We start from the raw sequence: 25,817 nt of genomic DNA on the forward strand, positions 1-25,817 counted from the left end.
GCCCTACTCGAAGCGCGAGGGGTCGCCCGCCCCCCTGCGTACGATCTCCGGCTCGCCGCCGGAGAAGTCGATGACCGTGGTCGGCTCGGTGCCGCAGTCGCCCGAGTCGACCACCACGTCCACGACGTGGTCGAGCCGTTCCTTGATCTCCCAGCCCTGGGTCAGCGGCTCCTCCTCGTCCGGCAGGAGCAGAGTGCTGGAGAGGATCGGCTCGCCGAGTTCCGAGAGCAGCGCCTGAACGACCGCGTGGTCCGGAATGCGTACGCCGACCGTCTTCTTCTTGGGGTGCAGCAGCTGACGCGGCACCTCCTTCGTGGCCGGGAGGATGAAGGTGTAACTGCCCGGTGTCGCCGCCTTGATGGCCCGGAACACGTCGTTGTCGACCTGCACGAACTGACCCAGCTGGGCGAAGTTCTCGCAGACGAGAGTGAAGTGATGCCGGTCGTCGAGATTGCGGATCGACCGGATCCGGCTGATGCCGTCACGGCTGCCGAGCTGGCATCCCAGTGCGTAACAGGAATCCGTCGGATACGCGACGAGCGCGCCGGACCGGATGCTGTCGGCCACGTTGCTGATGGTGCGCCGCTGAGGATTCTCGGGGTGCACGTCGAAGTACTTCGCCATCCGGCGAGTCTAGGGCCTGTCGTCATGCTTCCGTCTGCCGCGCGGGGTCCGGCACGCGCGTCTGCTGCGTCGTCGTCCCTCGCCAGGGCTCGGCCGCATGCCTGTCAGGTGTCCCGCACCGGAACCAGGCCCGTGCGCGGAGTGCTCCCCGCGCACGGACGGTTCTCAGCCCGGCAGTCCCCAGCGGCTGCCCTTCGCGGCAGCCACCAGCTCGGACACGGTGCCGAGTTTGGCGCGCGTCCTGCCCTGGCCCCGGCCGCGGGCCAGCTCGGCCCGGTCGATGGCGGCCAGTCCCCGGGCGTCGACCAGATGGCGGCTGCGGCTCCGTGCGAGACGGCGGAGCGCCGTCGGTGTCCGGGCGGGTGCGGGCAGGGCCCCGGCGACCGCGTCGGCGAGCAGCGTCCCGACGGTCTCCGCCGCACAGGTGCGGTTGGCTCCGATGCCGCCCGACGGGCCTCGTTTGATCCACCCGACGACGTACGTCCCGGGCTGCCCCGTCACTCGGCCGCCCTCGTGCGGCACGGTGCCGGTCGCCTCGTCGAAGGGCAGTCCGGTCACGGGCACGCCCCGATAGCCGACGGCCCGCAGGAGCATGCCGGCCGGGAGCTCCACGTCGTCGGCCACGCCGGTCACCCGAGCGGCCCGTACGGCTCCGGTGCCGAGCAGTTCGACCGTCGAGGAGTGGTAGCGGAGGACGATCCTGCGTCCGGTGTCCGGCGTACGCGACCAGTCGACGGTCCTGCGGGTGACGTCCCGCAGGAGCGCGGCCTTCTCCTTGGGCGAGGCGCCGTCGATCGTCGCACCGGTCCGCGGATCGTCGTCGTCGACGACGAGTTCCACACCCGGAAGGTGCTTGAGAGCGATCAGTTCGGACGCGGTGTACGCGGCGTCCTCCGGTCCGCGGCGGCCGAGCAGGACCACCTCGCGCACCTTCGAGGCCCGCAGGGCGGCGAGCGCGTGGTCGGCGATGTCGGTGCCGGCCAGCGTTTCGGGGTCCGTCGCGAGAATACGGGCGACGTCGACGGCCACGTTGCCGTTGCCCACCACGACCACCCGCTCGCCGGAGAGGTCCACGGCATCGGCGCCGACCTCGGGATGGGCGTTGTACCAGGCCACGAACGTGGTGGCCGCGATGCTGCCCCGCAGGTCCTCACCCGGCACGCCGAGCCGTCGGTCCGTGGAGGCGCCCACCGCGTAGATGACCGCGTCGTGGTGCGCGGCGAGTTCCTGCGTGGTGATGTCCTTGCCCACCTCGACGCCCAGGAGCATCCGGGCCCGGGGATGGGAGTGGAAGCGGGCGAAGGTGTCGCCGACCTTCTTCGTCGCCGGATGGTCCGGCGCGACGCCGTACCGGATGAGGCCACCGGCCACCGGAAGCCGGTCCACCAGGGTCACTTCGGCGTTGGTGTGCAGCAGCAGGTCCTCGGCGGCGTACATCCCGGCCGGGCCCGTGCCGACGACCGCCACCCGGATCGGCGCGAAGTCGGACGGCACTCCGCGCTCGAAGCCGGGCTCGCCCCAGGCGTGGAAGTTCGGTCCCGTCGGCGCCGCTGGGGGCTCGTCGTCCGCGAAGTAGTCCGCGTTGATGGCGGCGTACTCCTGTTGCGCCGCGGGGAGGCTGTCCACCGGGAAGATCGCGTCGACCGGGCAGGCGTCGGCGCAGGCACCGCAGTCGATGCAGGTCTTCGGGTCGATGTACAGCATCTCCGTGCTGCCGAACTCCCGCTCCTGCGGGGTGGGATGAATGCAGTTGACCGGGCACACGGCGATGCACGTGCCGTCGCTGCAGCAGGTCTGGGTGATGGCGTAGGTCATGGCGTCGGCTCGGCTCCGGTCGGGCGATCGGCTCGGGTCAGATGAGGTTGGCGCGCTTGTAGAAGAACAGCGCCGGCTTGGTGAGGAGGCGGGCCGAGGACAGGAACTCCATGAGGCCCGCGCAGCTGGAACGCATCAGGGACCTGTGGTGCTCGTTCGCCGCCGCCTCGGCGAGGGCGCGCTGCGTGTCGAGGCCGGCGTTCGCGTACACGGCCCGGTTCACCATGCTCGTGACGATGAAGTAGGAGGCGATCGCGATCACCAGCGCGTTGATCTGCCGGCGCAGCGGCCCCGCGTGCCGGAGCCGCTTCCGCGTCTCGTCGCGGGCGAACTTCATGTGCCGGGATTCCTCCACGACATGGATGTTGTTGATCGTGCGGACGAAGGGTGCGACCCGCTCGTCGCGCATCCAGTCGCGCTGCATGACGTCGAGGACTTCCTCGGCGACGAGGATCGCGGCGTACGCGGCCTCGCCGAAGGCAAGTGTCTTGAAGGCCCTGCCCAGTTCGATGACTCCGCGGCGGGGCTTGTACGCGGGGGCCCCGAGCTTCGCGGCGCCGCGGGCGAACATGATGGAGTGTCGGCACTCGTCGGCGATCTCGGTGAGTGCCCACTGGAACTCCGCGTCGGTCGGGTCCTTGGTGTAGATGTCGCGCAGCACCATCTGCTGCAGGATCATCTCGAACCAGATGCCGGTGCTGGCCACCGACGCGGCCTCCTGGCGCGTCAGCTCCTTGCGCTGGGCATCGGTCAGTTCGCCCCAGTAGGCGGTTCCGTAGAGGGTGCTCCACTCCGGGCTGGCACCGTGGAAGTCCTTGTCCAGCGGGGTGTCCCAGTCCACCTCGGTGACCGGGTCGTACGAGAGCTTCGCGGACGAGTCGAGCAGCCGCCGTGCGACGTCCTGCTCCTGGAGCCGGTTCTGTTCCTCCGGCCGAAGTGTGCTGCTTGACATGCTGCGGCTCCTTGAATCGAGAGGTCGACCCGACGCCGGCTGCCCTGTCGTCCCCGCGCGCGTGCCCGCCTGGTGGGATCGATGGCTGCCCGGCGCCACCCTTGCTTGTTAGACGCCACGTCTAGCAAGCTGTTAGGCGGAAGGTACAACAAGAGTGGCGCGTGGGCCTACCCCCGGTAACAAATTGCGTGGGAACTCTCCACGGCGCCGCTGCCACGTCTTCACGGCCGGGCGGGCCCGCGGGCCGGCCGGAATTGTCGGACCCTCGCCGTAGGCTCCTGCCATGAGTGTTTCCCTCTACTACAACGCACACCGCGAACAGCCGCTGACCGAGGCCGAGTCGGCCTCCGTCGAGCGCATCGCGGCCGCCCACCTGGAGTCGTTTCCGTACGACTACGAGGAGTCCCTCTACCTGTACGCACCGGACCCTTCCCGTGCGGACGAGATCCTCGGGGGGTCCACGAAGATGCCCAGTGACCCGGGGCGGCTCCTCCCGGTGATCGCCTGTGTCCTCGACTCCGTGACCGAGCTGCGCCGGGCCGTCGAGGGTGCGCGGTGGCGGGTGCACATGGACGATCTCGACGTCCCCTGGGACGAGAGCGAAGGGTATGTCCTGCCCGGTATGCGCGACGCCGACCTCATGGCCGAGCTCAACGGCCTCTGACGGTCAGGGCCGGCCGGCGCGAGGTCAGTCGCGGTCGCGCGCGGCCGACGACCCGGCCATGTCGGCACCGGACGGTCGCGAGCGGTTGAGGCGGAAGCGGCCCCGGAGCTTGTCCACCAGCGGGTACTTCTCCTTCTGCTCGCGGGACTGCCGGTCCAGTTCCTCCACCAACCGCTGGGACCGCTTCTCCACGTCCAGCTCGTCCAGGATCCGGTCGACCTCCGCCAGCAGCGCACCGTGCAACTGCCATTGGCGCGGATGCTGCTGTACGCCGTCGAGCAGCAGATGCGCCACGGTCTCCCGGGCCGCCCGGCTCCGGGAGAGCTCGTCCACCAGCCGGTCCTCGGCCGCGTCGGCGTTCACGCTGACCTGCGTGGTGATCAGTTCGGCGAAGCTCTCGACCGCACGGGCCACATGGGTGAGGAGGTCCCGCAGCGCCTCGGCGGTCTCCGGCGCGAAGAGCGGCTCCTGCGTGCGGGCCTTGGCGAGATCGGTCAGTGTGCGGCACAGGGTGCGGAGCACCACCGCACAGATCTCCAGGGTGTCGAGACCCGTCCGCAGGACGACCCGGAAGAGCATGCCTTCCTTGACGCGCGGGTTGAGGCGGAGGCTGTCCTCCGCCTGCCGGAGCGAGGCGTCCACCTCGACGATGTCGTGGTCCAGCCGGCGGGCCTCGTGCAGGCGGTCGGCGGCCTCGGCCACGGTGGTGTGGCCGAGCACCTCGTCACTGAGGGACATCATCAAGCGCCGCATGCGGCCCGCGAGATGTTCGATGGCCTCGCTGGCCGGCTGCACCCACACCGGCGGGGCGAACAGGACGTTGAAGAGCAGCCCGACGACGGCCCCGATGAGTGTTTCGAGTACCCGGTCCCACGCCGTCGCCGCCACCCGCGTCACACCCAGGACCAGCATCGCGCTGATCGCCACCTCGGGGACGAACTCACCGGCCCGGACGAACCGGCCGAGGACCAGGGACGCGAGGATGATCAGACCCAGGCTCCACCAGCTCAGGCCCACCAGCGAGCTGAATCCGATGGCGATGACCACGCCGGCCACCACGGCGTTCACCCTGCGCATGCTCGTGGTGAGCGTGGAGTAGAGGGTGACCTGCACGACGAGCAGCGCGGTCAGCGGCGCGGTGAGCGGAGCCGGTTCGCTGCTCAGCATGAGGGCCACGACGTAGGAGATCACGGCGGCGACCGTCGACCGGATCGTCTGTACGACCACCGGCTCGTTGTGCCGCCGGACGAGATTGACGAACGGGTCGGTGACGTCGGGCACTCTGTGAATCCTCCGGGGCCTACGGGCGCAAGGGGCGACGGCGAGCTAGGGTCGTTCGTTTGGATCAGGCCGGATCAGGCCCCGCGAGCCCGGCCGGACACGACCTAGGAATCCGTGGCCGACGCCCCTGGCCTCCCCGTCGCGGCGCCGTCCTCGCGGGCGAGCCGGTGCGGCCACCAGACCTTCGGACCGATGTCCAGGAACAGGGACGTGACGAGGATGGACCGCACGACGAAGGTGTCCAGCAGTACGCCCAGCGCCACCGCGAAGCCGATCTCCGCGAGACCCACGATCGGCAGGGTTCCGAGCGCCGCGAAGGTGCCCGCCAGGACGAGCCCCGCCGAGGTGATCACCGCCCCGGTGGCCGCGAGGCCGGTCACCACTCCGGCCCGCGTCCCCTGGTGGAAGGCTTCCTCGCGGATACGGGTGGAGAGGAAGATGTTGTAGTCGATCCCGAGTGCCACCAGGAACACGAACACGAACAGCGGGAAGTCCGTCGACTCGCCCGCGTAGTCGAAGACGTACCGGAAGAAGAGCGCGCTGATGCCGAGCGCGGCGGCGAAGGACAGCACCACCGTCGCGATCAGCAGCAGGGGAGCCACCACCGCGCGCAGCACCAGTGCGAGGACGCACAGCACCACCAGCAGCACCAGAGGGATGATCAGGATGTTGTCGTGCCGCGTGGCGGTGTCCATGTCCAGCAGGGCCGCCGTGCCACCGCCCACCTGCGCATCCGCGTCCGGCACCGCATGCACGGCGTCCCGGACGCGTTCCACGGTGTCCTTGGCCGCCTCGCTGTCCGCGGGGTCGGTCATCGTCGCCTCGAAGAGCACCTGCCCGTCGTGCACCGGCTTCGTACCGAGAGGTACGCCGATGGATCCGGGCACCACGCCCTGGGTCGACGCGACCGCCCTGCGCACCTGGGCGTTGCGGTCCGCGTTGGCGATGATCACCAGCGGGTTGCCGCTTCCCGCCGGGAAGTAGCGGTCCTGGACCTCCTGGCCGACGATCGAGTCCGGCTTGTCGGTGAAGGAGTCGGCGTTGCTCAGCCCCGCGGCACGCAGTTGCGTCAGCCCCAGGGACAGTGCGGCGAGCACCAGCGCGGTGGCCACCCAGATCGCGCGGGGACGGTGCGCGATCCGCGCCCCCATCCGCGCCCAGACGCCGTGCTCGGTGGGCTCGGCGGAACCGAAGTGGGGGACGGCCGGCCAGAAGACCCAGCGGTCGAAGATGACCAGAAGGGCCGGGAGGAGGGTGATCATGGCGACCAGGGCCACGGCCACGCCGATCGCGGCGACGGGGCCCAGGCCCTTCGTGGAGTTCATCTCGGCGGTCAGCAGGACGAGCATGCCGAGCACCACGGTCCCGCTGCTCGCCAGGATGGCGGGGCCGGCGCGGTGCAGCGCCCGGGCCATGGCCTCGTGACGGTTCTCGTGCCGGCGCAACTCCTCGCGGTAGCGGGCCACCAGGAGCAGGGCGTAGTCGGTGCCCGCGCCGAAGACGAGCACCGTGAGGATGCCGGCGCTCTGACCGTTGACGGTCAGACCGGTGTGCGTCGCGAGCAGATAGATGACGGCCTGCGCGCTGAAGAGCGCGGCGACGGCCGCGAGTACCGGCAGGATGAGCAGGGTCGGGCTGCGGTAGGTGATCAGGAGCATCACGACCACTACGCCGAGCGCGGCGAACAGCAGGGTCGAGTCGATGCCCTCGAAGGCGTCGGCGGAGTCGGCCGTGACACCGCCGGGCCCGGTGATGTGGACGGCGAGGCCGTTGCCGCCGGTGCCCACGACGTCCCGGATGGAGTCGACGGCGGACCCGATGCGCTCCCACCCGTCCTCGTCCATGGTGACGGGAACGAAGACCTGGGCCGCCTGGGGCGGGATGTTCCTGTTGTAGACGGGGCCCCGGGTCTCCCAGCCTCTGACGCCGTCCGCCCGCAGCGTCTTCAGCTGCAGGGTGTCCGCCGCGATCTGTGCGCGGTCCTTCGTGGTGAGCCCGTCCTCACGGGCGTACACGACGATCGCCGTGATGATCTCGGGCCGGAAACCCTTCGAGGTCTCCAGTACCTGGGTGGACTCGGCGCTGCTCGGCAGCCAGGAGGTGGCGTCGTTGTCCTGTGCGCCGGTGAGCTTCTGGGCGAGGGGCGCCGCGACGACGAAGACGATCAGCCACAGGGCCACGACCAGCCACTTGGTGCGTGGGCCGCAGATCAGCCAGGCCACGCCGTTCCGTCGAGGCCGCTGTACGTCCGGCATGCCATTCCCCATCGGTTCGTCATGAGTGGCATGGCTGCCCTCGGGACGGCGGCCGTCGAAGTCGCCCGCGCGCGGCAGTGAAAAGCCCCGGCCGCCCGCGGGCCCGGCCCGTGCGGGAGACAGTAAGTGGCGCTGTGGCGGGCGGGCCCGCGACATGCCGTCCGCGCCGCCCCGGGCCCCGGTTGGGCTATCCGGGGCCGCGGGGATCCGGTTACCGGTCCGTGCTCCTCTCCTCCCGCTCCGCCGCCTCCGCGACGCGCTTGATGGTCGCCAGCCGCCGGTCCCAGTCCGAGGCGAGCGCGGCCATCCACCGCGAGGTCGCGTCCAGCGCCGCGGGCCGTACGGTGTAGCGCATCTCGCGCCCCACCCGGCTGCCGGACACCAGTCCGGCGGCGTCCAGGACGGCGAGGTGCTTGACCACGGCCTGCCGCGAGACGGGGAGACGCGCGGCGAGCGTCGTCGCGGTGGCCTCGCTCAGCGCGGCGAGCTGATCCAGCAGCTGACGTCGCGTCGGGTCGGCCAGGGCGACGAGGACGCTGTCGATCGCTTCCGCGTCCCGTTCGTCCGTCACACGGCCGGCTTCTCGGCGCGCACCCTGAGGGCGTCGAGCACCTGCGGCCAGCCGCCGGTGTTGTCCTTCACGGCCTTGCTCCGCAGCTCGTCGGAGCCTGCCAGGGCCGCGAACCCGCTCTCGACGACGCGAAGCCGCGTCCCGTCGCCCTCCGGGGTCAGGGTGAACTCCACCAGGGTGCTGTTGTCCGCGCTCAGCTCCTTCCCGGGGAACGCGCTGGCCCAGCGGTACGCCAGGTAGGTCTGCGGCTCCACCTTCTCCACGCGTACCGGGAAGGTTCCGTACTCGGGGTTCTTCGCCACCATCGACTCGCCCTCCCTGGCCACGGTTCCGGGCAGGCTCGCCTCGTCGGCCACCCAGAAACCCGGCTGGGCCACCAGGGTCCAGACGCGGTCGAGGGATGCGGCGATGAGGGTTTCGCGTTCGATCCGGTCCTCGCTCATGACGTGACTCCTCCGTGTCGTTCATGCCGTCAATCGGTGCAACTCCAGAGTTGCACGTCGAGGCGTGAGGTGCAACCCGAGGGTTGCACTAGGAGGGTCCGGTACGGCTTCGGCTGCGCCGGCGCGTCACCATGCGGCTCGTCACGGGCCGTCGAAGGAGGTCCGTTCGGTCTCGTCCCACAGCACCGGGAACCGCCGTGCCAGCTCGGCCTCCACCCACTCCAGCCGATGTTCCAGCAGGTCGTGCCGGTCGGCGGGACCGTCCGCGCGCAGCCGGAGCAGGAGGGTGCGCAGCCGTCGCAGGGTCATGGGCGAGTTGACGGCGGCGGCGATGGCGTCGTCGACTCCCGTGTGCAGGAAGCGTTCCCAGCCGGGCAGCTGCACGAGCACCCGCGGGGTGCCCCCACGGTCGCGTACGCGGAGCGGACCCACCGACACCGGCATCGGTGCGGCGAGCAGTTCCTCCAGGCAGTCGAGTCCTTCGACGGCTGTGGCGGAGTCGTTCACCGCCGGGGACAGGGCCCGCAGGACGATGTCCGACAGCAGCCGGAACGCGAAGAGAGGGTCCTGGTCGAAGGTCCGTTCGGCTCCGGTGATCAGTGCGCCCAGCACGGCGGAGGCGTCCGGATCGCCGCCGTGCACATCGGCGACCGCGGCGCCGGACGACACGGTGAGGCCCGGGACCGTCCTCAGCACCACGACCGCGTTCGCGTGCCGGGCGACGTCCAGCAGCTTGTCCATGTCGACCTGCTGCAGCACGGCAAGGGAATGCGGCCAGGTCACCGTCGCCCGCAGCGGTGGCAGGGCCTCGTCGGAACCCGGCTTCCCCAGGGAGTACGCGCTCCCGTCGGCGTACAGGGAGTGGAGGATGGAGCGACCGCGGCCGGTCACGAAGTGGAGGACCGGTCCCAGCTGGATCGACGCGAAGGCCCGCAGCAGCAGCGCCCACAGCAGCACCAGCAGGGCGAGCAGCAGCACACCGGCGACCGCGGGCACCAGGATCGTCACACGGGCGTCGGTGCCGATCGTGAGCGCCGCGGTGAAGCTGAAGACCGACAGGCTGACCGCGAAGGCGAACGTCCGCCACACGACGCGGGATTCGCGGAACATGGTCAGGCGCGGCGTGAACGTGGTGTGCGCCCACTGCACCACCAGGAACAGTACCGAGAAGATCACGGTCGTCACGCTGAGGACGCCGACCCCCAGGCCCAGCAGCATGTCGTTCACCTGCGGGCCCGCGACCTGCGGCCCCGGGGTGACCCTCGGCAGGGCCAGGCCCGCGCCGAGTCCGACGAGAGCGAGCAGCAACTGCAAGTGGTCCGCGCGCAGGCCGCCCCTGCGGCGCAGCGGGGTGGGTCCGGTCGGCACAGTCATCACCGCTCCCTCGGGCACAGGTCTGGGGCGCATCGGGCGGGGCGGTGTGCGGCGGGATCGACTGTGGTGGTCACTGGTCAGCGTCCTTGCTCGGCGTCGAGGGCCTGGTCCAGCGTGACCGCCGCCATGATGAGCGAGAGATGGGTGAACGCCTGTGGGAAGTTGCCCAGTTGCTCCCCGCTCGGCCCGATCTCCTCGGCGAACAGCCCGACGTGGTTGGCGTAGGTGTGCATCTTCTGGAACGTGTAACGGGCCTGGCCCACCCGTCCCGCCCGGGCGAGCGCGTCGACGTACAGGAAGGTGCACAGGCTGAACGTGCCCTCCTCGCCCCGCAGACCGTCCGGCGAAGCCGCCGGGTCGTAGCGGTAGACGAGACTGTCGGACACGAGCCTGCGGTTCATCGCGTCGAGGGTGGAGAGCCAGCCGGGGTCCTTCGGGGCGATGAACTCCACCCTCGGCATGAGCAGCAGGGAGGCGTCCAGGACGTCGCCGTCGTAGTGCTGCACGAAGGCGCGTTCCTTCTCGTTCCAGCCGCGCTCCATCACCTGGTCCATGATGGCGTCCCGGGCCCTGCGCCAGCCGTCCAGGTCGGCGGGCCTGCGGAAGCGTTCGGCCAGCTGCAGCCCCTGGTCGAACGCCACCCAGGCCATCACCCTGCTGTAGGTGAAGTCGCGGCGTCCGCCGCGGGTCTCCCAGATGCCCTCGTCCGGCCGGTCCCAGTTCTCCGCGAACCAGTCCAGCGCCCTCGCCAGCGCCTTCCATCCCCGGTACGTCGACTGCTGGGCGAGCCCACGCCCCTGGGACAGCCCGTAGAGGGCCTCGCCGTAGATGTCCAGCTGGAGCTGGTCGGCCGCGCCGTTGCCGATGCGTACGGGGGAGGAGCCGCGGTATCCCTCGAAGTGGTCGAGCGTCTCCTCCGGCAGATGGGGGTCGCCGTCGACCCGGTACATCGTCTGGAGAGGCTCCTCCTCCTTGCCCTCGCGCTGATGGAGCCGGAGCACCAGCCAGTGGACGAAGGCCGTCGCCTCCTCGACGAACCCGAGGTCCAGCATGGCGCGCACGGACAGCGCGGCGTCGCGCACCCAGGTGTAGCGGTAGTCCCAGTTGCGCTCGCCGCCGATCTGCTCGGGCAGGCCCATGGTGGCCGCCGCGACCAGCGCTCCGGTGGGCGCGTAGGTGAGGAGCTTGAGCGTGATGACCGAGCGGTGCACCAGCTCGGGCCAGCGGCCCCGGTAGCGGGACTGGCGCAGCCACGTCTGCCAGAAGTGGACGGTCTCCTCGACCTGCGCGGTGAGGCCGTCGACCGTGAGGGGTTCGGGTGCCGGACCACCGGAGGCACAGACCGTGAACACGGCGCCGGCGGCCTCACCGGCGCTCAGCGTCACGGCGCCCCGGACGTCCTGGCCGTCCCGCTCCAGCGGAAAGCTCGTCTGCAGATGTGCGTCGATGCCCGGAGCCCGGAACAGGCCGTCCTTCTCACCGAGCTCAAGCGTGTGATCCGCCCGGCCGTAGTCGAAACGAGGTCTGCATTCGAGCGTGAACGCGACGGTCCCCCGCACGGCGCGCACCACGCGCACCAGGGTGTGGCGGTCGGTGGCCGTGGCCTTCTGGTCCGGCGGCATGAAGTCGACCACTTCGCCCACGCCGTCCGGGGACATGAACCGCGTCACCAGCACGGCCGTGTCGGGGTAGTAGAGCTGCTTGCAGCTTCCGTCGGGGTGATCGGGGGACAGCCGCATGTACCCGCCCCGGTCGTGGTCGAGCAGGGCGGCGAAGATGCTGGGCGAATCGAACCTGGGAGCGGCGAACCAGTCGACGACGCCTTGGGACGACACGAGCGCAGCGGTCTGCAGGTCGCCCACCAGGCCGTGTTCGGCGATGGGTGGGTAACGGTCCATGGCTGCTCCGGTGTCTCGGACAGAAGCCCCCTGCACCTACCTTCCGGCACCCCGGCCCGCTCTGCGCGCCGGGGAGGCCCGGGGCGCAGAGCGGGCCGGCCCCGCAGCCGGTACCCGACCGGTCCTCAGTCCGCCCGCGCGGCAACGCGCTTGTCCTTGATGGCGTCGAGGAGCGCCTGGTGGTCGCGCTCGTTCTGGTCGGCGTAACGCTCGGCGAAGGTCGCCAGGGCACGGTCGAACACGTCACCACTGCCGAGATAGGCGGCGATGGCGATACGGTCGCCCGACCTGGCGTGGGCCCGCGCGAGCGTGGCCCCGCACAGTTCGCCGAACATCTGCATGCCGCGGGGCACCATCAGGGACGGTTCGGCGACGAATTTCCAGTCCCGCAACTGGCGTACGTAGAAGTCCCGCTCCCGGTCATCGATCCCCTGCACCCGTTCCCAGCCCAGAAAGATGTCGCTGGCGGCCTGCATCAACCGCTGTCCGGCGACCACCCGTTCGCCCTGCGTGGCGAACCGGCTGCTCCCCACGTGCGGGGCGAGGACGGACTCCGATGCCTCCTTGGCCTGGAGGAACAGCGGATCCCCGCCGTCCCGGCCGAGCAGCAGCACGATCCAGCACCGGGTACCGACGCTGCCGACGCCCACCACCTTGCGTGCGAAGTCCACCGGAGTGAACTGCCGGAGCAGGTACTGGCGGTCGGTCGGGAGACTCGTGCCGTACCGGCGGATGAGACCGCGCACGGTCTCCTCCAGAGCCCGGCGTTCCACGTCGGGCAGCAGATCGGCGAGCGGCGTGATGACGGGGGGCGAGGCCGCGATCCGGCGCTCTCCGTCGATCATGGCGGTGAGCTTCCCGAACGCCTGGAGGCTGTCGTGCGTGCGTGCCTTCGCCAAGGACCGGGCGAGCTTCTTGCGCCCCCGCTTGTGCAGCCGTCCGGACGCCAGCGCCGACAGTTGCGCGGCATCGGACCGGGCGTACCACACGTCGAGCGTGCGCATTCCGGCGAACCTGCGCATCTCCTCCCGGTACGACCTCACGGTGGCGCGGACGATCGTGGCGCGGTGCCGTGAGCTGAAACCGTTCTCCCGGCCGGCGATCACCATGCTGGCAGCCAGCCGTTTGACGTCCCATTCCCAGGGTCCGGGCAGCGTCTCGTCGAAGTCATTGATATCGAAAAGCAGATTCCGCTCCGGAGAGGCCAGCAGACGGAAATTGAGCATGTGGGCATCACCGCACAGCTGGGCGCGCAGACCGGAATCCTGCGTGGTGGCCAGATCTCCCGCCATGACCGCGGCTGCACCCCGGTAGAAGCGGAAAGGTGACTCCGACATGCGCCCGTACCGGATCGGAACGAGGTCCTGTACGCGCGTCGCGGACTGCTTCTCGATGGTGTCCACCGGGTCCGGCCGATGCCGGGAGGCCGTGAATTCCGCGTGGGCGGAACGCGGGGCACGCTTACGCGCAGCCTTGCCCCGGGCTGCCCGCTCCCGGGGCGAACGCTGCACTTCTCGTGTGACCGTCACCGATTTCCGTTTCATTTCGCACCTTCCCCAGCGGCGTGCCGCCCGTGCGGCGTGGATGAGCGGATGCCGTGCCGGCCCTGCTCCGTTCCAGGGAACCGCATATCGGGCACCTTCGCGCTGCCGGTACGTCCCGCAGGGGGATGCGGGCCGAGGTGCATGGCGCGGCGCGCGGTGTTGCAATGGTGAGGTTGGTGTGAGGACCGAACCAGATCAGGAGCCCCGATGAGCACAGCCGAGGATTTCGATATGGGCCCTGTCGACTACTTGGTCGTCGAGTTCCCGGGCAACCGCATGACGGGCGAGGCCTTTCCGCTCCTTCTCGATCTGGTGGAGCGGCGCGTCATCCGGATTCTCGACCTGAGTTTCGTCAGAAAAGAGCGCGACGGTTCGGTGACGGGATTGCAGATCGCCGACCTGGACGGTGACGGGCAACTCGACCTGGCCCTCTTCGAAGGTGCCTCGTCCGGACTGCTCGGTCAGGACGACCTGCAGGAGGTCGCCGCCGTTCTGGCGCCGGAGACGTCCGCCGGGATCATCGTCTACGAGAACACCTGGGCCGCGCCCTTCGCCGCGGCGCTGCGGCGCGCCGGAGCCGAGATGGTGGCCGGCGGGCGGATTCCGGTGCCGGCTCTTCTGGAATCGCTCGAAGCGGCCGAAGCCTGAGTCCGCAGCCGGTTCCGTCAACAATCCAGGCCCGGACGCTGTCGCGACGACCGCTCCGGGCCGATCCACGAGCAAGGGAGAATCAGATGCCCGGTCTACTCCGTGGGGTCGCCCGAACCGCTGTGGTCGCCGGGACGGCGACCGCGGTCTCCAATCGTGTGTCGCGACGTCAGGCCGGCCGCTGGGCCGCGCAGGAGGACACGCACGTCGCCCAGGAGCGTGCCTACGCCGCCCCACCCGCCCCTGCCGCGCCGCCCGCGCCGTCGATGGAGAGCAAGATCGACCAGCTGAAGGAGCTCGGCGAACTCAAGGCGCAGGGTGTGCTCACCGAAGCCGAGTTCGAGACCCAGAAGAGCCGCATCCTCAACTCCTGAGCGAATCCCGAGCACTGCCTGAACGCCTGTTACGGGTTGCGGTCCGTGGGCGCGGCCGGCCGCCGAGGCGCATGTGTGCCGAGGCGGTCGGCCCAGTGCGTTTCCTGGGCCAGTACGGCCCCCATGGTGATACCGATGCAGACGGCCGCGCAGACCACGATCAGCCACGACAGCAGGGTGAAGACAGGGCCCAGCGAACCGTACTCGGACAGCGTCCGATTGAGCGCCGTCGGCATGTAGAAGCGGGCGGTGACGGACAGGACGGTCACCGCCGCAGCGGTGAGCAGGGCACCGGGCAGCAACGGCAGCCAGCGGACACGACCGCCCATGAGCAGGTGCTGGCTCCACCACCACAGAGCCGTCTGGCAGGCCAGCGTGACGGGAACTCCCAGCCACAGCCCGGCACCGAACCCGTCCCGCAGCGGGGCCTGCACCACCAGAACGACCGGCCAGACAGCGATCCAGACGAGCCAACGCCACGGGGCGACCTTCGTTCCCCCTCGGGGGATCTCCCAGGCGCGATGGCACAGGCGCTGGACGGCCCGGCTCACCGCTGTGGCCGAGAGCACCACCATCAGGGACCCGACGAAGCCGGTGACCTCGCGCAGGGACTCGCTGTCCGATCGGTAGAGCTGTTCCAGCTGTGTGTTCGAGGCCCCGGTGAGCCCGAAGACCGCGCGCAGGGAGCTGACCAGCTGGTCCTGTACCCCCTGCGGCGCGAAGGAGGCGAAGACGAACAGCAGCGGCACCGCGGTCAGGAAGCACTGCGCGGCCAATCGGGTGGCGGCGTCGAGGATGTTGACGGAGAGCATCCGGGCCGTCAGATGCGTGATGATCGGGAAGCGCGCTTCTCCGGAACTCCGGAGCCGTTGCGCGGTGAGCCGGGCGTCGTCGGACCTCGCCCGCCACCACGAGCGCCGCAGGAGATCGCGGAGGACCGCGGCTGCGCCACGTCCCGCAGGGCCGCCTTGCGAGCCCACGTCGGCGTCCATCCCGTGGCCCACGGGCTCTTCAGCGGTCATCGGGGGAGCGGCAGGACGCTCGTGACCAGCGGCGTGGCGGCCACGGGCGACGAGGTCCGTCCAGCGGTCGGCGTCATGCTGCTCCTTTCCCTCCGTACAGCCTGCGGTACCGCCTCCGTCCCGGCACGTCGGGGCGGGAGGCCGGGTGACCGTACGCAGGGGCGGAGCGCGAGCGGCTCAGGGGGCCGGGGGTTGGGCTGTTGGCGGGAACGGCCGCGGCTGTGGTCCGTCCGTCGGCGCGCCTCGTCGTCCCGTCCCCTCGGCTGCGGCATCCTCTGTGGCTGATCTGGGCCGATGCGAACCCAACGCACCTCGGCGGATGGAGGACACGGGTGTGACGGTCTCTTTCGGAACAGCGTTTCAGTACACCGGCAGTTCGGTTCTGGTCAGTGCCGCGGGCGACCTGGACGCCGCCGCCGAGCCACTTCTCGCCGGCACCCTCGCCAGCGTGCCGTCAGCGGCCACGGTGGTCATCCTTGACATGCACGGGGTGACCTTCATGGACTCGGCCGGTCTGCTGCTCTTCCTCGATCTGCACCGGCGGGCGGAGTGCCGGGGCCTCCGGGTCCTCGTGGTCGGCTGGCAGGCCCAGCCGCAGCAGGTGATGGAGGCCGTCGCCGTTCTGCCGGGCGGTCACGGCTATCCCCCGGAACGTGCCGCACTCATGGGGTTCCGGCGCATGGTCGAGGAGCGGGCCGAACGGCAGCGGCACCTCGCCCTGCGGGCCACGGCGCCACCCGACGGCCTCGTACCGCCCCTGCGGCAGGGCAAGACCTGACCCCGTACGCCGCCGGAGCCGGAGTACGGCAGTCGCCTGGAGCGGTCCCGCGCGGTCCGGGTCAGTGCGGGCGTCCGCTCAGCGTGTCGCGGAGCCGGTCGACCATGCCGACGCCCGGCGCCACGATCTTGATCGCGGGCGGCGAGGTGGGCAGCGAAGGATGCGGACGGGTCGGCGCCGTCTCCATGGTGTGGCGCACGTGCTGCCCCATCAGTTGCAGCTCCTGCGCCGAGCAGGTGTGGGACAGCTCGGGGAACAGCCGCAGCTCCTCGTCGCGGATGTGGGCCAGGACCTCGGCCTTCAGATCGGAAAGCCGCTCCGTGAAGCGCGGATCCTCGGACTCCAGGTCTTCCATCTCCTTGAGGATCATCTCGATCCGGGTCTGGGCGGCGATCTCCTGGGCGGCGAGCTCACGCCCGTTCCTGAGGCGTTCACGTACCACTGGATAGAGATGCGTCTCCTCGGCAACAGCCGTCCGTACCAGCAGCGCTGTCAGCTCGTCCGCCAGCACGCGGCACTGCAGGTCCTGCACGGGCCGGGCTTCGAGGCGGGCGAAGAGCCTTTCGGTCTCACGGTGATCGGCCTGAATCTCCCCGATCACGGTGCTGCCGTGAATCATGGAACTCTCCTTCGGGGTCGGCGGACTGAAGGGAGGGGGAGGGCGAGGGCGTTCAGGCACACCGCCTCACTGCTCGGCGGGCAGTTCCAGGGGCCCGGGGCGTCCGAAGAGCAGATCGTAGCCAGGGGGCAGCTGAAGCAGCAGACGACGGGTGAGATCCTCGCCCGCGGCATCGGCCGCGACGCTCAGCACCGCCCCGACGTCCCACATGGCCGTCTGCTCGTTCGCTCCGTCGATCCACGCCGACGTGGCCCGGACGAATCTTTCCGGTGAGAGCGGTTCGGCTGCCTGCAGGGGGTTGAGCAGGATGAGGGCGAAGGTGTCGGGCAGCCTCGCCGCCAGTTCGGAACGTTCTTCGCCGACCAGATGTGCCCCCAGCAGGGCGAGTACGGTGCGCGCCGCCCGTTCCGCCTCGTACGACGAGGGGTAGCTGCCGCGCTCCCGGACGGCGTCCAGGAACGCCGACCAGCTGATGTGCGTCACTTATGACCTCCCTCGGTGCAGGGAAGGAGGCGGAGGGCGAGCCATGGGAGGGGAACTCATGTCCCGCCCCCCGCCGCTGCGAGGCCGGTACCTGCCTCGATGCTCTCCATGCCAAGGGTAGCGACCGGGACGATCGACCGGGAGGCCGTCCGGGAGCCACCTGGCGAGAACGCAGCCGAACCGGTCGCTGTGGGGGCCGGCGCGCGTCCGTATCGGGAGACACCTCCCATGAGGGCAGTGCGCCATGCGCTGCACCGGCATGCGCGTCACCTCCCCTCCCTTCTAACATGTCGTCGAAGTGATGACAAACGGGGATGTCGCCTTGATGACGACACTCGGGAAGGACGGTCCGGAGTATGGGGGATCCAGCACGGACCGAGCCCACGGGCGGGGCCGCCTCCACGGCACTGGCGGCCATGACCGCCCTGAGCGTCATGGAGGCGGCCGTGGCCGCCGGCTGCCCCGCGTTCCCGGACCGGGGCACGGCCGAGGGCCGGCGATCGGGAGAGGATCGCCGGCCCAGGGTGTCCGTGAATGCACTGCCGCGTGCTCGATCCGCGAATCCTGCGGATCGTTCGTTCCGCCCGCCTAGAAGATGCTCACCCCGTACGCGCTGAGGGCTTCGGTCACCGGCTGGAAGAACGTCGTGCCACCGCTGGTGCAGTTGCCGCTGCCGCCCGAGGTCAGGCCGAGAGCGGTGCTGCCCGAGAACATCGAGCCACCGCTGTCACCCGGCTCGGCGCAGACGTTGGTCTGGATCAAGCCGTACACGATGTCGCCGCTGCCGTAGTTGACGGTCGCGTTGAGGCCCGTGACCGTGCCGCTGCGCAGCCCGGTCGTGCTTCCGCTGCGCTGGACCGACTGGCCCACGTAGGCGTTGCCCGCGGCGGTGATGTCGCGGTAGCTGCCGTTGTAGAGGTAGACACGGCCGTCCGCCGCCGAGGCGCTGGAGTGGCGGATGATGCCGTAGTCGTTGGTCGGGAAGCTGGAACCCGTACGGGTGCCGAGCAGCGTGGTGCTGGCCGAGTTGGTGTACCAGGTGCTGCCGATGTTGGTGCAGTGACCCGCGGTCAGGGCGTAGTACGTGGTGCCGCTGCGGACGTTGAAGCCGAGCGAGCAGCGCCCGCCGCCCGCGTAGATGGCCTGGCCGCCGGCGATGAGCTTGTTGAACGTACCGTCGGTGCGCTTGATCTCCAGCGACGTGGCGCGCTCGCCGGCCGCCTTCTTGATCTTGGCGATCTCGGCGGCCGAGACGGTGGAGTCGGCGGTGAGGACGATCTTCCCGGTTGCCTGGTCGGTGTACCACGCGGTGCCGGCGACATCCGCTCCGCGGACGGCGTCACTGGCGACGGCGAGCTGGGCGGTGGTGGCCCGGCTGTCCTCGGCGGTGGCCGCGGACGAGGCGGGTGCGGCAAGCGCTGCGGCAGCCAGGAGCGCGGTGGCCACGGCGATCAGCCGTGCGCCGTTCGCGACGCCGCCGAGGGGGGACAGACGCTTGAGATTCACTGCATCCTCCGGTGGGAGTGGGGGGCTCCGCTGGGTGGGCGGGCCGTTGCGACGGGACCGGCACGTCCAGGAGGGGGGTACTCCGCCATGGACCTGCCAATCTCGACGTGACGAATCCTGGGGTGCGGGGGAGTGGCGTCGCAAGGATGCCTTTCGGCCGTCTACGCGCGTTCATGTGGAGCGCAGTCCGGCGGGGGAGGCGGCGGCGCGGCCGGTCGGCCGGTCCGGGAGCGGCGGGCGAGCGGAATGCAAACGCTTGCAGAGGTTTGCTGAGGGCGCTTCAGATGGCCGTGGCGAGTCCGCCGGGGACGCTCCGATGGTGCGACGCAGGAGCGGAAGGACTCATACCGTTTCTCCAGTTCAATCGTCGCGTCGCACCGGTGCCGGGCCCCGGCGACGCCGGTCGCCGCCGTCCGGGCGCGGCGTTCCCACTCGTGATCCGAAGGCATAGCTGGCGCACAGATGCGTGACCGGCCCGGCGGCGCCGGGCGGTGCCGCTCCCTCCCCCGGCCGGGGCCGCCGCGCGCATCCGGCTCCCTCCGCCAGGAGCAGCGCCACCGCGCTAATGCCTCAATCGTTCCCGTTCGCCCGGGTCGGCCCGGTGTCCGGTTCCCGTCATCGCCAGGCGTACGGCCCCGACGGAAATCCGCCGCCCGTCCGAAGCCGGGCACCCGGGCACCGGGTCAATATGGTCGCGCCGTGCGTTCCGGACCTGCACAATTCGGTTGTGATGGATGACGACCCGTACCTGTGGCTGGAAGATGTCGAGGGCGAGGCCGCCCTCGACTGGGTGGCCGAGCGGAACGCCGAGACGGAGGCCGCGCTGACCGCCGACGCGGGCTTCGCCTCCCTGAAGGACCGTCTGCGGGAGGTGCTGGACGCTTCGGACCGCATCCCGTACCCGGCCCGCCGCGGAGCGTTCCTCTACAACTTCTGGCGGGACGCCGAGCACGTACGGGGCGTGTGGCGGCGCACGACAGCGGAGCAGTACCGCAAGGACCTTCCCGAGTGGGAGGTCCTTCTCGACATCGACGCGCTCCGTGAAGCGGAGGGCGAGAAGTGGGTGTGGGCCGGTGCGCGGGTGCGCCACCCCGCCTACGACCGGGCGCTGGTGTGCCTGTCGCGCGACGGCGGCGACGCCGTGGTGGTCCGCGAATTCGACCTCGCCACCCGGACGTTCGTCGAGGACGGATTCCAGGTGGCGGAGGCGAAGACGCGGATCGGCTGGATCGACGCCGACACCGTCTTCGTCGGCACGGACTTCGGGCCGGGCTCGCTGACCGACTCCGGCTATCCGCGTACGGTCCGCAGGTGGCGGCGGGGGACGCCGCTGGAGGACGCCGCCCCGGTCTTCGAGGCCGAGGCGGGAGACGTGTCCGCCTGGGGCTGGCACGACAGCACACCCGGTTTCGAGCGGGACTTCGTCGCGCGCTCCATGGACTTCTTCCGCAGCGAGACGTATCTCCTGGCCCCCGACACCACGCTCGTGAAGATCGACGTTCCCGATGACGCCCGCGCGTACGCCCATCGCCAGTACCTGATCGTCACGTTGAAGTCCGACTGGCTCGGGCATCGCGCGGGTTCCCTGCTGGCCTTCGGCTTCGACGCCTTCATGGCGGGCGACCGCACCGCGGACGTCCTGTTCACCCCGGACGAGCGGACGGCCCTGTCAGGGCACTCGTGGACACGTCACCATCTGATCCTGGAGACGATGCAGGACGTCAGCACGCGCATCGAGGTCCTCACGCCCGCCCCCGGCGGCGCGTGGGCGCGCAAGCCGCTCGCGGACGTCCCGGCCCTGTCCGCCGTCACCGTGGTGGACACGGACCCGGACGTCTCCGACGAGTACTTCCTGGACGTGTCCGGGTTCCTGCAGCCCTCCAGCCTCTACCGCGGAGAGATCGACGGCGACACGGAACTGCTCAAGCAGGTCCCGGCACGCTTCGACACGACAGGTCTGACCGTCGGCCAGTTCTTCGCGACCTCCCAGGACGGCACCCGGGTGCCGTACTTCGTGATCGGTCCCGACCGCTCCACCACCGGACCCGGCCCGGCCCTGCTCTACGGCTACGGCGGCTTCGAGGTCTCGCTGACGCCCTACTACGGCGCGGTGAGGGGCCGGGCATGGCTGGAGCGCGGCGGTACCTACGTGATCGCGAACATCCGGGGTGGCGGCGAGTACGGACCCGACTGGCATCAGGCCGCACTGGGAGCGGAACGGCCGCGCGCCTTCGAGGACTTCGCCGCCGTCGCCGAGGACCTCGTCGAACGGGGCATCACGACCCCGGCCATGCTGGGCGCCGAGGGCGGAAGCAACGGCGGGCTGCTCATGGGCGCGATGCTCACCCGCTACCCGCAGCTGTTCGGCGCGATCGTCACCCAGGTACCGCTGCTGGACATGCTCCGCTTCCACAAGCTCCTGGCCGGCGCCTCGTGGATCGCCGAGTACGGCGACCCGGACGACGCGTCCGACCGCGCCCACCTCCGCGCGATCTCGCCGTACCACCACCTCACCGGGGACCGGGTATACCCGCCCGTTCTCCTGATGACCTCCACCCGCGACGACCGCGTCCACCCCGGCCACGCCCGCAAGGCGGCGGCCCGGCTGCGCGAACTCGGCCACCAGGTCCTGCTCCACGAGAACACGGGGGGCGGCCACGCGGGTGCCACGGACAACGAACAGTCCGCCCGCAACAACGCCTTGGTCCATACGTTCCTGTGGCACCACCTGGCCCTGCCGCCGCGCCCGGACTCCGACTGAGCGGTGCCGGGCGGCCTGTGCCGAGGGGCAAGGCCGCCCGGAGCGGTGTCAGTGGCGTGCTCTACGTTGTCCGCATGGTCCAGTTCACCGATTTCGACGTCGAGCGGCTCGATGTCCACTCCCTCGACGAACGCGCGCTCCTGCCGAACCTCAAGCGCCTCGTCGCAGCGGCGGAAGGCGTCGTCGTGGTCCCGGACAGGCCCAGCATCCTTACGGCGCACGGCATAGAGGAGGACTGACATGGAATTCTTCTGCTTCCACCGCGATCGGCCCGGCTCCCTGACACTGCGTGGAGAGCTCCTGGAGGAGCACTGGTCCTACATGGACGGGTACGCGTCGGAGATGATCGCCCGAGGGCCGACTCTCACCCGTGATCGCGAGGACCCCACCGGCAGTGTGCACATCCTCGACCTGCCGGACCCTGCCGTCGCACGGGCCTTCGCCTTCGGCGAGCCCGGCTACCAGGCCGGTGTGTACCGCGACGTCATGCTGCGCCGTTGGCGCAACGTGCTGGGGCGCACCATGTGGGACTTCCCCGGCGGCGAAGGCGAAGGGGACCGGTTCCTGGTGCTCGGCCTCGGTGCCGGGGAGCCCGCCGACCTCGCGGCGCCGCAGGACCAGGACGAGCTGATCGCGTACGGACCGCTGCTGTCCGACGACGGGGCCACCTGGCTGGGTACGGCTGCGCTGGTGCGGGCACCGGACCGGGACGCGGCGCGCGGCGTGCTCACCGCGGACCGGTATGCCGCCATCGAGGTGCACGACTGGCAGTTCGGCGGCCGGGACAGCAAGTGAGGTCCGGTGGCGAGGGGTATGTCCCGGACATAGCCCCCGCCGTCGTCGCGGAGTGCGGTCCTTCGGGGGCGGGACGCGGCTGCTTCTCCGCGGCGTTCCGCCCGCTCCGATGGGCCGAAACCGGGGCGCCTGCGCTGTTCGAATGAAAAGGACGGGCCTTTCGCGCGCTCGGGGCTCGTATGGCCGTCCGGAACGGCGGAAGCCCGCACAGTGGACGGCGTCGGAGAACTGAGGCCCAGCTCCGATGCGCGCGTCGGTGCCGGTACCGGCTACCCAGAGGCAGCGCTCGGCCGAGTCCGGGGAGCGTGGACATGACTGCCCTTCAACTGTCGGTCGTCGTCCCGTGCTTCAACGAGGCCGAAGCGATCGAGACCTTTCACTCCACGTTGCTCGCCGCTCTCGAACCCCTGGGTGACGAGCTGGAGATCTGTTACGTGGACGACGGCAGCACGGACGGGACACGCCTTCTGCTCGGCGGCATCGCTGCCCTGGACCCTCGGGTCCGCTACACCGCCTTCAGCCGGAACTTCGGCAAGGAGGCCGCCATGCTCGCCGGACTCCGTATGTCCCGGGGCGCCGCCGTGGTGCTCATGGACGCGGACCTCCAGCACCCGCCCGAACTGATCCCCCGCATGCTGGAACTGCACCGGCACGGCTACGACCAGGTGATTCCCCGCCGCGACCGGACGGGCGAGGGAGCGCTGCGCAACGCGCTCAGCCACACGTACTACGCACTGGTCCGCCGCTGCATGGACGTGGAGGTCGTCGACGGTTCCGGGGACTTCCGGCTGCTGTCACGACGGGCGGTGGACAGCGTGCTCTCGCTGCCGGAGAGCAATCGCTTCTCGAAGGGGATCTTCTCCTGGATCGGTTTCGATACGGTCAGTTTCCGGTACCGGAACAGGGAGCGGGCGGCCGGACAGTCGAAATGGGGAAGCCGGAGGCTGCTGAACTACGGCATCGACGGATTGCTGTCCTTCAACAACCGCCCCCTGCGCCTCGCCATCTACACCGGCTTCTGGGTCTTCGTCTCGGCGCTCGTCTACGCCCTGTGGACCGTCGTGAACGTCGCGCTGAACGGCGCGGACACACCCGGCTATGCCACCCTCCTCGCGGCCGTCGTGGCGCTCAGCGGAATTCAGCTGGTCACGCTCGGGGTCATCGGTGAATACGTCGGGCGCATTTACCACGAGGCGAAGCACCGCCCCCCGTACGTCGTGCGGGAGACGAACGAGTCGTGTCCCGTGCCGCCCGTCGGGCCCGTGCCCGACGTCCAGGGAGAGCTGAGCGAACTCGCCGCAGGACGGTCGCGCACCCTGCGTCAGTTCGCTTCGTTCGTGCTGATCGGCTGCGTGAACACGGCCGTGTATCTGGCCGTCTACGTCCTGCTGAACCAATGGATCCCGTATCTGATCGCCCACGTCGTGGCCTTCACGGTCAGCGTCATCGGCTCGTTCCTTCTCAACTCCTACATCACCGTGGGGACGAAGCCGACGTGGCGCGGGTTCGTGCGCTATCCGCTGTCGAGCCTCATCAACCTCGTGGCGTCGGGCGCGCTGCTCCATTTCGCGGTCAGTGCTCTGGACATGGACAAGAACCTCGCAGCCCTGGTCGCCGGCGTGCTCGTCACCCCGATCTCCTTCCTGCTGGCCCGCTGGGCGATCACGTCGGGGCGAGGCGCGCGGACGGCGGCCGGCCCGCCGGACGGAACGGACGGGACCCCTTCCTCCGAGCCGCCGATGATCAAGTCCGACAGCCGGTGAACGACGGCCTCGAACACCCCTCCCCGTACGACACCTTTCAGTGAACTCCGATCCCCTCCGATCCCCTCCGATCCCTCCGGCGACGAAAGGCACGTCCGCACATGGTTGGCAGCGTCCACGGAACCGCCGTTCCGGAACCGCCCGACGAGAAGGGCCGGTCCGGGGAGAGGGGCGTGCGGCCGAACGAACCGCACCGTTCACCGGGGAAGCGGACATGGCCGGACTTCTGGATTCCCGCCCTCGCGGTCCCGCCCCTCGCGCTGCTCGCCGCCGCGTCCTGGTTCGGGCGCCGGGTCCGCCCCAGCGCCGACGACTGGTGCTTCCTGCCCGTCGTACGGGACGAGGGCATCGCCGGGATCGTCGGTACCTTCTACCTCGACGACAACGGGCGGATCGCGAACGGGCTGCTGGTCGGTGCCTACGCGAAGTTCGGGGTCGCGGGACACCAGTGGTTCGCCCTGGTCAGCGGCGTACTGATGCTCGGCATCCTGGCGGCGGTGACGGTCGCGGCCCTGCGCAGAGCGGGGCTCACGGCGCCCCGCGGCACCGCACTGCTGATCGCCTCCATGGTCACCGCGCTCTTCCTGTTCGTCACGACCAATACGTACAAGACCTTCTACTGGCCCGCTGCCGCGGTCTCGCACACCCTGCCACCCGTACTCGCCTGCGCCGCGGTGATTCCACTCCTGCGGGCGCGGTCACGGCGGGGGAGGACCGTCGCCCTGGCCGTCGCCTTCCTCATGGGCCTCGTCATCGGCACCTTGTCGGAGGAGACCACGGTCGTCGTGGTGGTCGTACTCGTCGCCGTCATGCTCGTCGGCTTCCGGGTCTTCCCGGCCCACGCCCGGACCTACGGATGGGCGTGGTGCGCGGCGGGCATCGCAGGGACCGGGACCGGCGCCCTGATCCTGCTTGCGTCGCCGGGCTCCCGGGCCCGGCGCGAACGGTACGGCGCGCAGAACTCGGCGCTGCTGGACCCCGATTCACTCATCGGTTCACTGCGCGGTTTCGGGGAGATCGTCGTCACGGTCGCCACCACCTGGCAGTACCTCGGGGCGGTCGCCGTCGGGCTTCTGCTGGGCCTCCTGGCGGAGCGCGCCGACGGGCGCCCGACGCGCCCGCCCGCGCATCGGCCTCTGCTCGTCGCCACGGGCGCGCTCGCGGTTCTCGTCTCCGGTTATCTCTGCACGGTCATTACCTACCCCGCCTTCGGCGAGCGTGTGGCCACGACCAACAGGCTCTGGAACGACTACCTGTTGCTGTACATCGTGCTGCTCGTCGGTGCGGGTCTGCTCCTCGGGCAGGCCGTACGGGCGACCGGCCGGAGCACCGCCCCGGTCAAGGCCGTCTGCGCCGCTCTGTGCGTGCTGGTGTGCGTGGGGCCCGCCATCGCCCTCGTCCGTCTCGACACCAACATGGAGGCTCGGGCGGAGCGGTGGGACCGCCAGGACCGATGGCTGCGGGAGCGGGCGGCGGCAGGTGCCGAGGTGCTCCCCTACAAGCCGGTGACGGTGAGCGGCATGCTGGAGCCGTTCAGCAGGCAGGGGCGCAACCCCTGGCCGGCCGGGTGCGTCGCCGACTACTACCACCTCGATCACGTCACGTACTCGACCGTGCTCCCCTGATCCATGGCCGGACCGTGCGGCT

At 70.3% G+C, this 25,817-nt stretch carries 23 protein-coding genes; 9 read left to right on the plus strand and 14 right to left on the minus strand.

All coding sequences use genetic code 11. The features are described from left to right. Positions 1–3: 3 nt before the first annotated feature. The 3 genes from OG230_RS33215 to OG230_RS33225 form a co-directional block, all read right to left on the minus strand. On the minus strand, positions 4–624 hold the full coding sequence (locus OG230_RS33215) for an L-threonylcarbamoyladenylate synthase (protein WP_328907461.1): 621 nt from the start codon (positions 622–624) through the stop codon (positions 4–6). A gap of 165 nt (positions 625–789) precedes the next feature. After that, entirely contained in the window at positions 790–2,439 is a 1,650-nt protein-coding gene (locus tag OG230_RS33220; RefSeq protein ID WP_328907462.1) for an FAD-dependent oxidoreductase, read from the minus strand. Positions 2,440–2,476: 37 nt separating this feature from the next. After that, positions 2,477–3,391, minus strand: a complete 915-nt coding sequence (locus tag OG230_RS33225) for an AurF N-oxygenase family protein (RefSeq protein ID WP_328907463.1) — start codon at positions 3,389–3,391, stop codon at positions 2,477–2,479. A gap of 283 nt (positions 3,392–3,674) precedes the next feature. On the opposite strand from OG230_RS33225, the gene OG230_RS33230 reads away from it, so the two are divergent. Beyond that, complete coding sequence (locus OG230_RS33230; protein ID WP_328907464.1) at positions 3,675–4,055, plus strand: hypothetical protein; 381 nt, start codon at positions 3,675–3,677, stop codon at positions 4,053–4,055. Between the two features lie 24 nt (positions 4,056–4,079). Here the strand turns inward: OG230_RS33230 and OG230_RS33235 are convergent, their stop codons facing one another. The 7 genes from OG230_RS33235 to OG230_RS33265 form a co-directional block, all read right to left on the minus strand. Further along, positions 4,080–5,336, minus strand: a complete 1,257-nt coding sequence (locus OG230_RS33235; protein WP_328907465.1) for an aromatic acid exporter family protein — start codon at positions 5,334–5,336, stop codon at positions 4,080–4,082. Between the two features lie 104 nt (positions 5,337–5,440). Further along, positions 5,441–7,591 (minus strand): MMPL family transporter, encoded by a 2,151-nt coding sequence (locus OG230_RS33240; protein ID WP_328907466.1) that lies wholly within the window; start codon positions 7,589–7,591, stop codon positions 5,441–5,443. A gap of 211 nt (positions 7,592–7,802) precedes the next feature. Continuing rightward, entirely contained in the window at positions 7,803–8,162 is a 360-nt protein-coding gene (locus OG230_RS33245) for an ArsR/SmtB family transcription factor (protein ID WP_328907467.1), read from the minus strand. Then, positions 8,159–8,605: an SRPBCC domain-containing protein gene (locus OG230_RS33250; protein ID WP_328907468.1), complete on the minus strand. Its 447-nt coding sequence runs from the start codon at positions 8,603–8,605 to the stop codon at positions 8,159–8,161. The genes OG230_RS33245 and OG230_RS33250 overlap by 4 nt, the downstream gene beginning before the upstream one ends. Before the next feature lie 141 nt (positions 8,606–8,746). After that, entirely contained in the window at positions 8,747–9,979 is a 1,233-nt protein-coding gene (locus tag OG230_RS33255) for a DUF2254 family protein (protein WP_328907469.1), read from the minus strand. 77 nt (positions 9,980–10,056) lie between these two features. Continuing rightward, positions 10,057–11,877: a glycoside hydrolase family 15 protein gene (locus tag OG230_RS33260; RefSeq protein WP_328907470.1), complete on the minus strand. Its 1,821-nt coding sequence runs from the start codon at positions 11,875–11,877 to the stop codon at positions 10,057–10,059. A gap of 125 nt (positions 11,878–12,002) precedes the next feature. Beyond that, positions 12,003–13,421, minus strand: coding sequence for a DUF2252 domain-containing protein (locus OG230_RS33265; RefSeq protein WP_328907471.1), 1,419 nt, complete (start codon positions 13,419–13,421; stop codon positions 12,003–12,005). A 207-nt stretch (positions 13,422–13,628) separates the two neighbouring features. Between OG230_RS33265 and OG230_RS33270 the strand changes: the two genes are divergently transcribed. Continuing rightward, positions 13,629–14,069 (plus strand): DUF6325 family protein, encoded by a 441-nt coding sequence (locus OG230_RS33270; RefSeq protein ID WP_328907472.1) that lies wholly within the window; start codon positions 13,629–13,631, stop codon positions 14,067–14,069. Positions 14,070–14,155: 86 nt separating this feature from the next. Next, positions 14,156–14,443, plus strand: a complete 288-nt coding sequence (locus tag OG230_RS33275; RefSeq protein ID WP_328907473.1) for an SHOCT domain-containing protein — start codon at positions 14,156–14,158, stop codon at positions 14,441–14,443. A gap of 29 nt (positions 14,444–14,472) precedes the next feature. On the opposite strand, the gene OG230_RS33280 is transcribed toward OG230_RS33275, so the two are convergent. Further along, a complete protein-coding gene (locus OG230_RS33280; protein ID WP_328907474.1) occupies positions 14,473–15,465 on the minus strand; it encodes a YhjD/YihY/BrkB family envelope integrity protein in 993 nt (330 codons plus the stop codon). Positions 15,466–15,799: 334 nt separating this feature from the next. Between OG230_RS33280 and OG230_RS33285 the strand changes: the two genes are divergently transcribed. Beyond that, positions 15,800–16,243 (plus strand): STAS domain-containing protein, encoded by a 444-nt coding sequence (locus OG230_RS33285; protein ID WP_328907475.1) that lies wholly within the window; start codon positions 15,800–15,802, stop codon positions 16,241–16,243. Between the two features lie 61 nt (positions 16,244–16,304). Here the strand turns inward: OG230_RS33285 and OG230_RS33290 are convergent, their stop codons facing one another. From OG230_RS33290 to OG230_RS33300, 3 genes are all read right to left on the minus strand, one after another. Continuing rightward, positions 16,305–16,862, minus strand: a complete 558-nt coding sequence (locus OG230_RS33290) for a hemerythrin domain-containing protein (RefSeq protein ID WP_328907476.1) — start codon at positions 16,860–16,862, stop codon at positions 16,305–16,307. A gap of 66 nt (positions 16,863–16,928) precedes the next feature. After that, positions 16,929–17,336 carry a DUF2267 domain-containing protein gene (locus OG230_RS33295; RefSeq protein WP_328911613.1) on the minus strand — a complete coding sequence of 136 codons (408 nt, stop codon included), beginning with the start codon at positions 17,334–17,336 and terminating at the stop codon, positions 16,929–16,931. A 597-nt stretch (positions 17,337–17,933) separates the two neighbouring features. Next, positions 17,934–18,851, minus strand: a complete 918-nt coding sequence (locus OG230_RS33300) for a S1 family peptidase (RefSeq protein WP_328907477.1) — start codon at positions 18,849–18,851, stop codon at positions 17,934–17,936. 730 nt (positions 18,852–19,581) lie between these two features. Here OG230_RS33300 and OG230_RS33305 point away from each other — a divergent pair. From OG230_RS33305 to OG230_RS33325, 5 genes are all read left to right on the plus strand, one after another. Then, on the plus strand, positions 19,582–21,612 hold the full coding sequence (locus OG230_RS33305; protein WP_328907478.1) for a prolyl oligopeptidase family serine peptidase: 2,031 nt from the start codon (positions 19,582–19,584) through the stop codon (positions 21,610–21,612). Between the two features lie 74 nt (positions 21,613–21,686). Next, complete coding sequence (locus tag OG230_RS33310) at positions 21,687–21,851, plus strand: hypothetical protein (RefSeq protein ID WP_328907479.1); 165 nt, start codon at positions 21,687–21,689, stop codon at positions 21,849–21,851. A 1-nt stretch (position 21,852) separates the two neighbouring features. Next, positions 21,853–22,407: a YciI family protein gene (locus OG230_RS33315; RefSeq protein ID WP_328907480.1), complete on the plus strand. Its 555-nt coding sequence runs from the start codon at positions 21,853–21,855 to the stop codon at positions 22,405–22,407. Between the two features lie 311 nt (positions 22,408–22,718). Next, positions 22,719–24,170: a glycosyltransferase gene (locus OG230_RS33320; RefSeq protein WP_328907481.1), complete on the plus strand. Its 1,452-nt coding sequence runs from the start codon at positions 22,719–22,721 to the stop codon at positions 24,168–24,170. A gap of 101 nt (positions 24,171–24,271) precedes the next feature. Then, positions 24,272–25,795, plus strand: a complete 1,524-nt coding sequence (locus OG230_RS33325) for a DUF6056 family protein (protein ID WP_443051439.1) — start codon at positions 24,272–24,274, stop codon at positions 25,793–25,795. Positions 25,796–25,817 lie beyond the last annotated feature (22 nt).

Source organism: Streptomyces sp. NBC_00234, from assembly GCF_036195325.1.
Lineage (GTDB): Bacteria > Actinomycetota > Actinomycetes > Streptomycetales > Streptomycetaceae > Streptomyces.

Excerpts from the sequence above, each read along its gene's own strand:
- OG230_RS33310 (WP_328907479.1), top strand. The coding sequence starts at position 21,687 with ATGGTCCAGTTCACCGATTTCGACGTCGAGCGGCTCGATGTCCACTCC.
- OG230_RS33250 (WP_328907468.1), bottom strand. The coding sequence starts at position 8,605 with ATGAGCGAGGACCGGATCGAACGCGAAACCCTCATCGCCGCATCCCTC.
- OG230_RS33220 (WP_328907462.1), bottom strand. The coding sequence starts at position 2,439 with ATGACCTACGCCATCACCCAGACCTGCTGCAGCGACGGCACGTGCATC.
- OG230_RS33275 (WP_328907473.1), top strand. The coding sequence starts at position 14,156 with ATGCCCGGTCTACTCCGTGGGGTCGCCCGAACCGCTGTGGTCGCCGGG.
- OG230_RS33265 (WP_328907471.1), bottom strand. The coding sequence starts at position 13,421 with ATGAAACGGAAATCGGTGACGGTCACACGAGAAGTGCAGCGTTCGCCC.
- OG230_RS33305 (WP_328907478.1), top strand. The coding sequence starts at position 19,582 with ATGGATGACGACCCGTACCTGTGGCTGGAAGATGTCGAGGGCGAGGCC.
- OG230_RS33280 (WP_328907474.1), bottom strand. The coding sequence starts at position 15,465 with ATGACCGCTGAAGAGCCCGTGGGCCACGGGATGGACGCCGACGTGGGC.
- OG230_RS33315 (WP_328907480.1), top strand. The coding sequence starts at position 21,853 with ATGGAATTCTTCTGCTTCCACCGCGATCGGCCCGGCTCCCTGACACTG.
- OG230_RS33260 (WP_328907470.1), bottom strand. The coding sequence starts at position 11,877 with ATGGACCGTTACCCACCCATCGCCGAACACGGCCTGGTGGGCGACCTG.
- OG230_RS33320 (WP_328907481.1), top strand. The coding sequence starts at position 22,719 with ATGACTGCCCTTCAACTGTCGGTCGTCGTCCCGTGCTTCAACGAGGCC.
- OG230_RS33225 (WP_328907463.1), bottom strand. The coding sequence starts at position 3,391 with ATGTCAAGCAGCACACTTCGGCCGGAGGAACAGAACCGGCTCCAGGAG.
- OG230_RS33290 (WP_328907476.1), bottom strand. The coding sequence starts at position 16,862 with ATGATTCACGGCAGCACCGTGATCGGGGAGATTCAGGCCGATCACCGT.
- OG230_RS33240 (WP_328907466.1), bottom strand. The coding sequence starts at position 7,591 with ATGCCGGACGTACAGCGGCCTCGACGGAACGGCGTGGCCTGGCTGATC.
- OG230_RS33270 (WP_328907472.1), top strand. The coding sequence starts at position 13,629 with ATGAGCACAGCCGAGGATTTCGATATGGGCCCTGTCGACTACTTGGTC.
- OG230_RS33215 (WP_328907461.1), bottom strand. The coding sequence starts at position 624 with ATGGCGAAGTACTTCGACGTGCACCCCGAGAATCCTCAGCGGCGCACC.
- OG230_RS33325 (WP_443051439.1), top strand. The coding sequence starts at position 24,272 with ATGGTTGGCAGCGTCCACGGAACCGCCGTTCCGGAACCGCCCGACGAG.
- OG230_RS33230 (WP_328907464.1), top strand. The coding sequence starts at position 3,675 with ATGAGTGTTTCCCTCTACTACAACGCACACCGCGAACAGCCGCTGACC.
- OG230_RS33255 (WP_328907469.1), bottom strand. The coding sequence starts at position 9,979 with ATGACTGTGCCGACCGGACCCACCCCGCTGCGCCGCAGGGGCGGCCTG.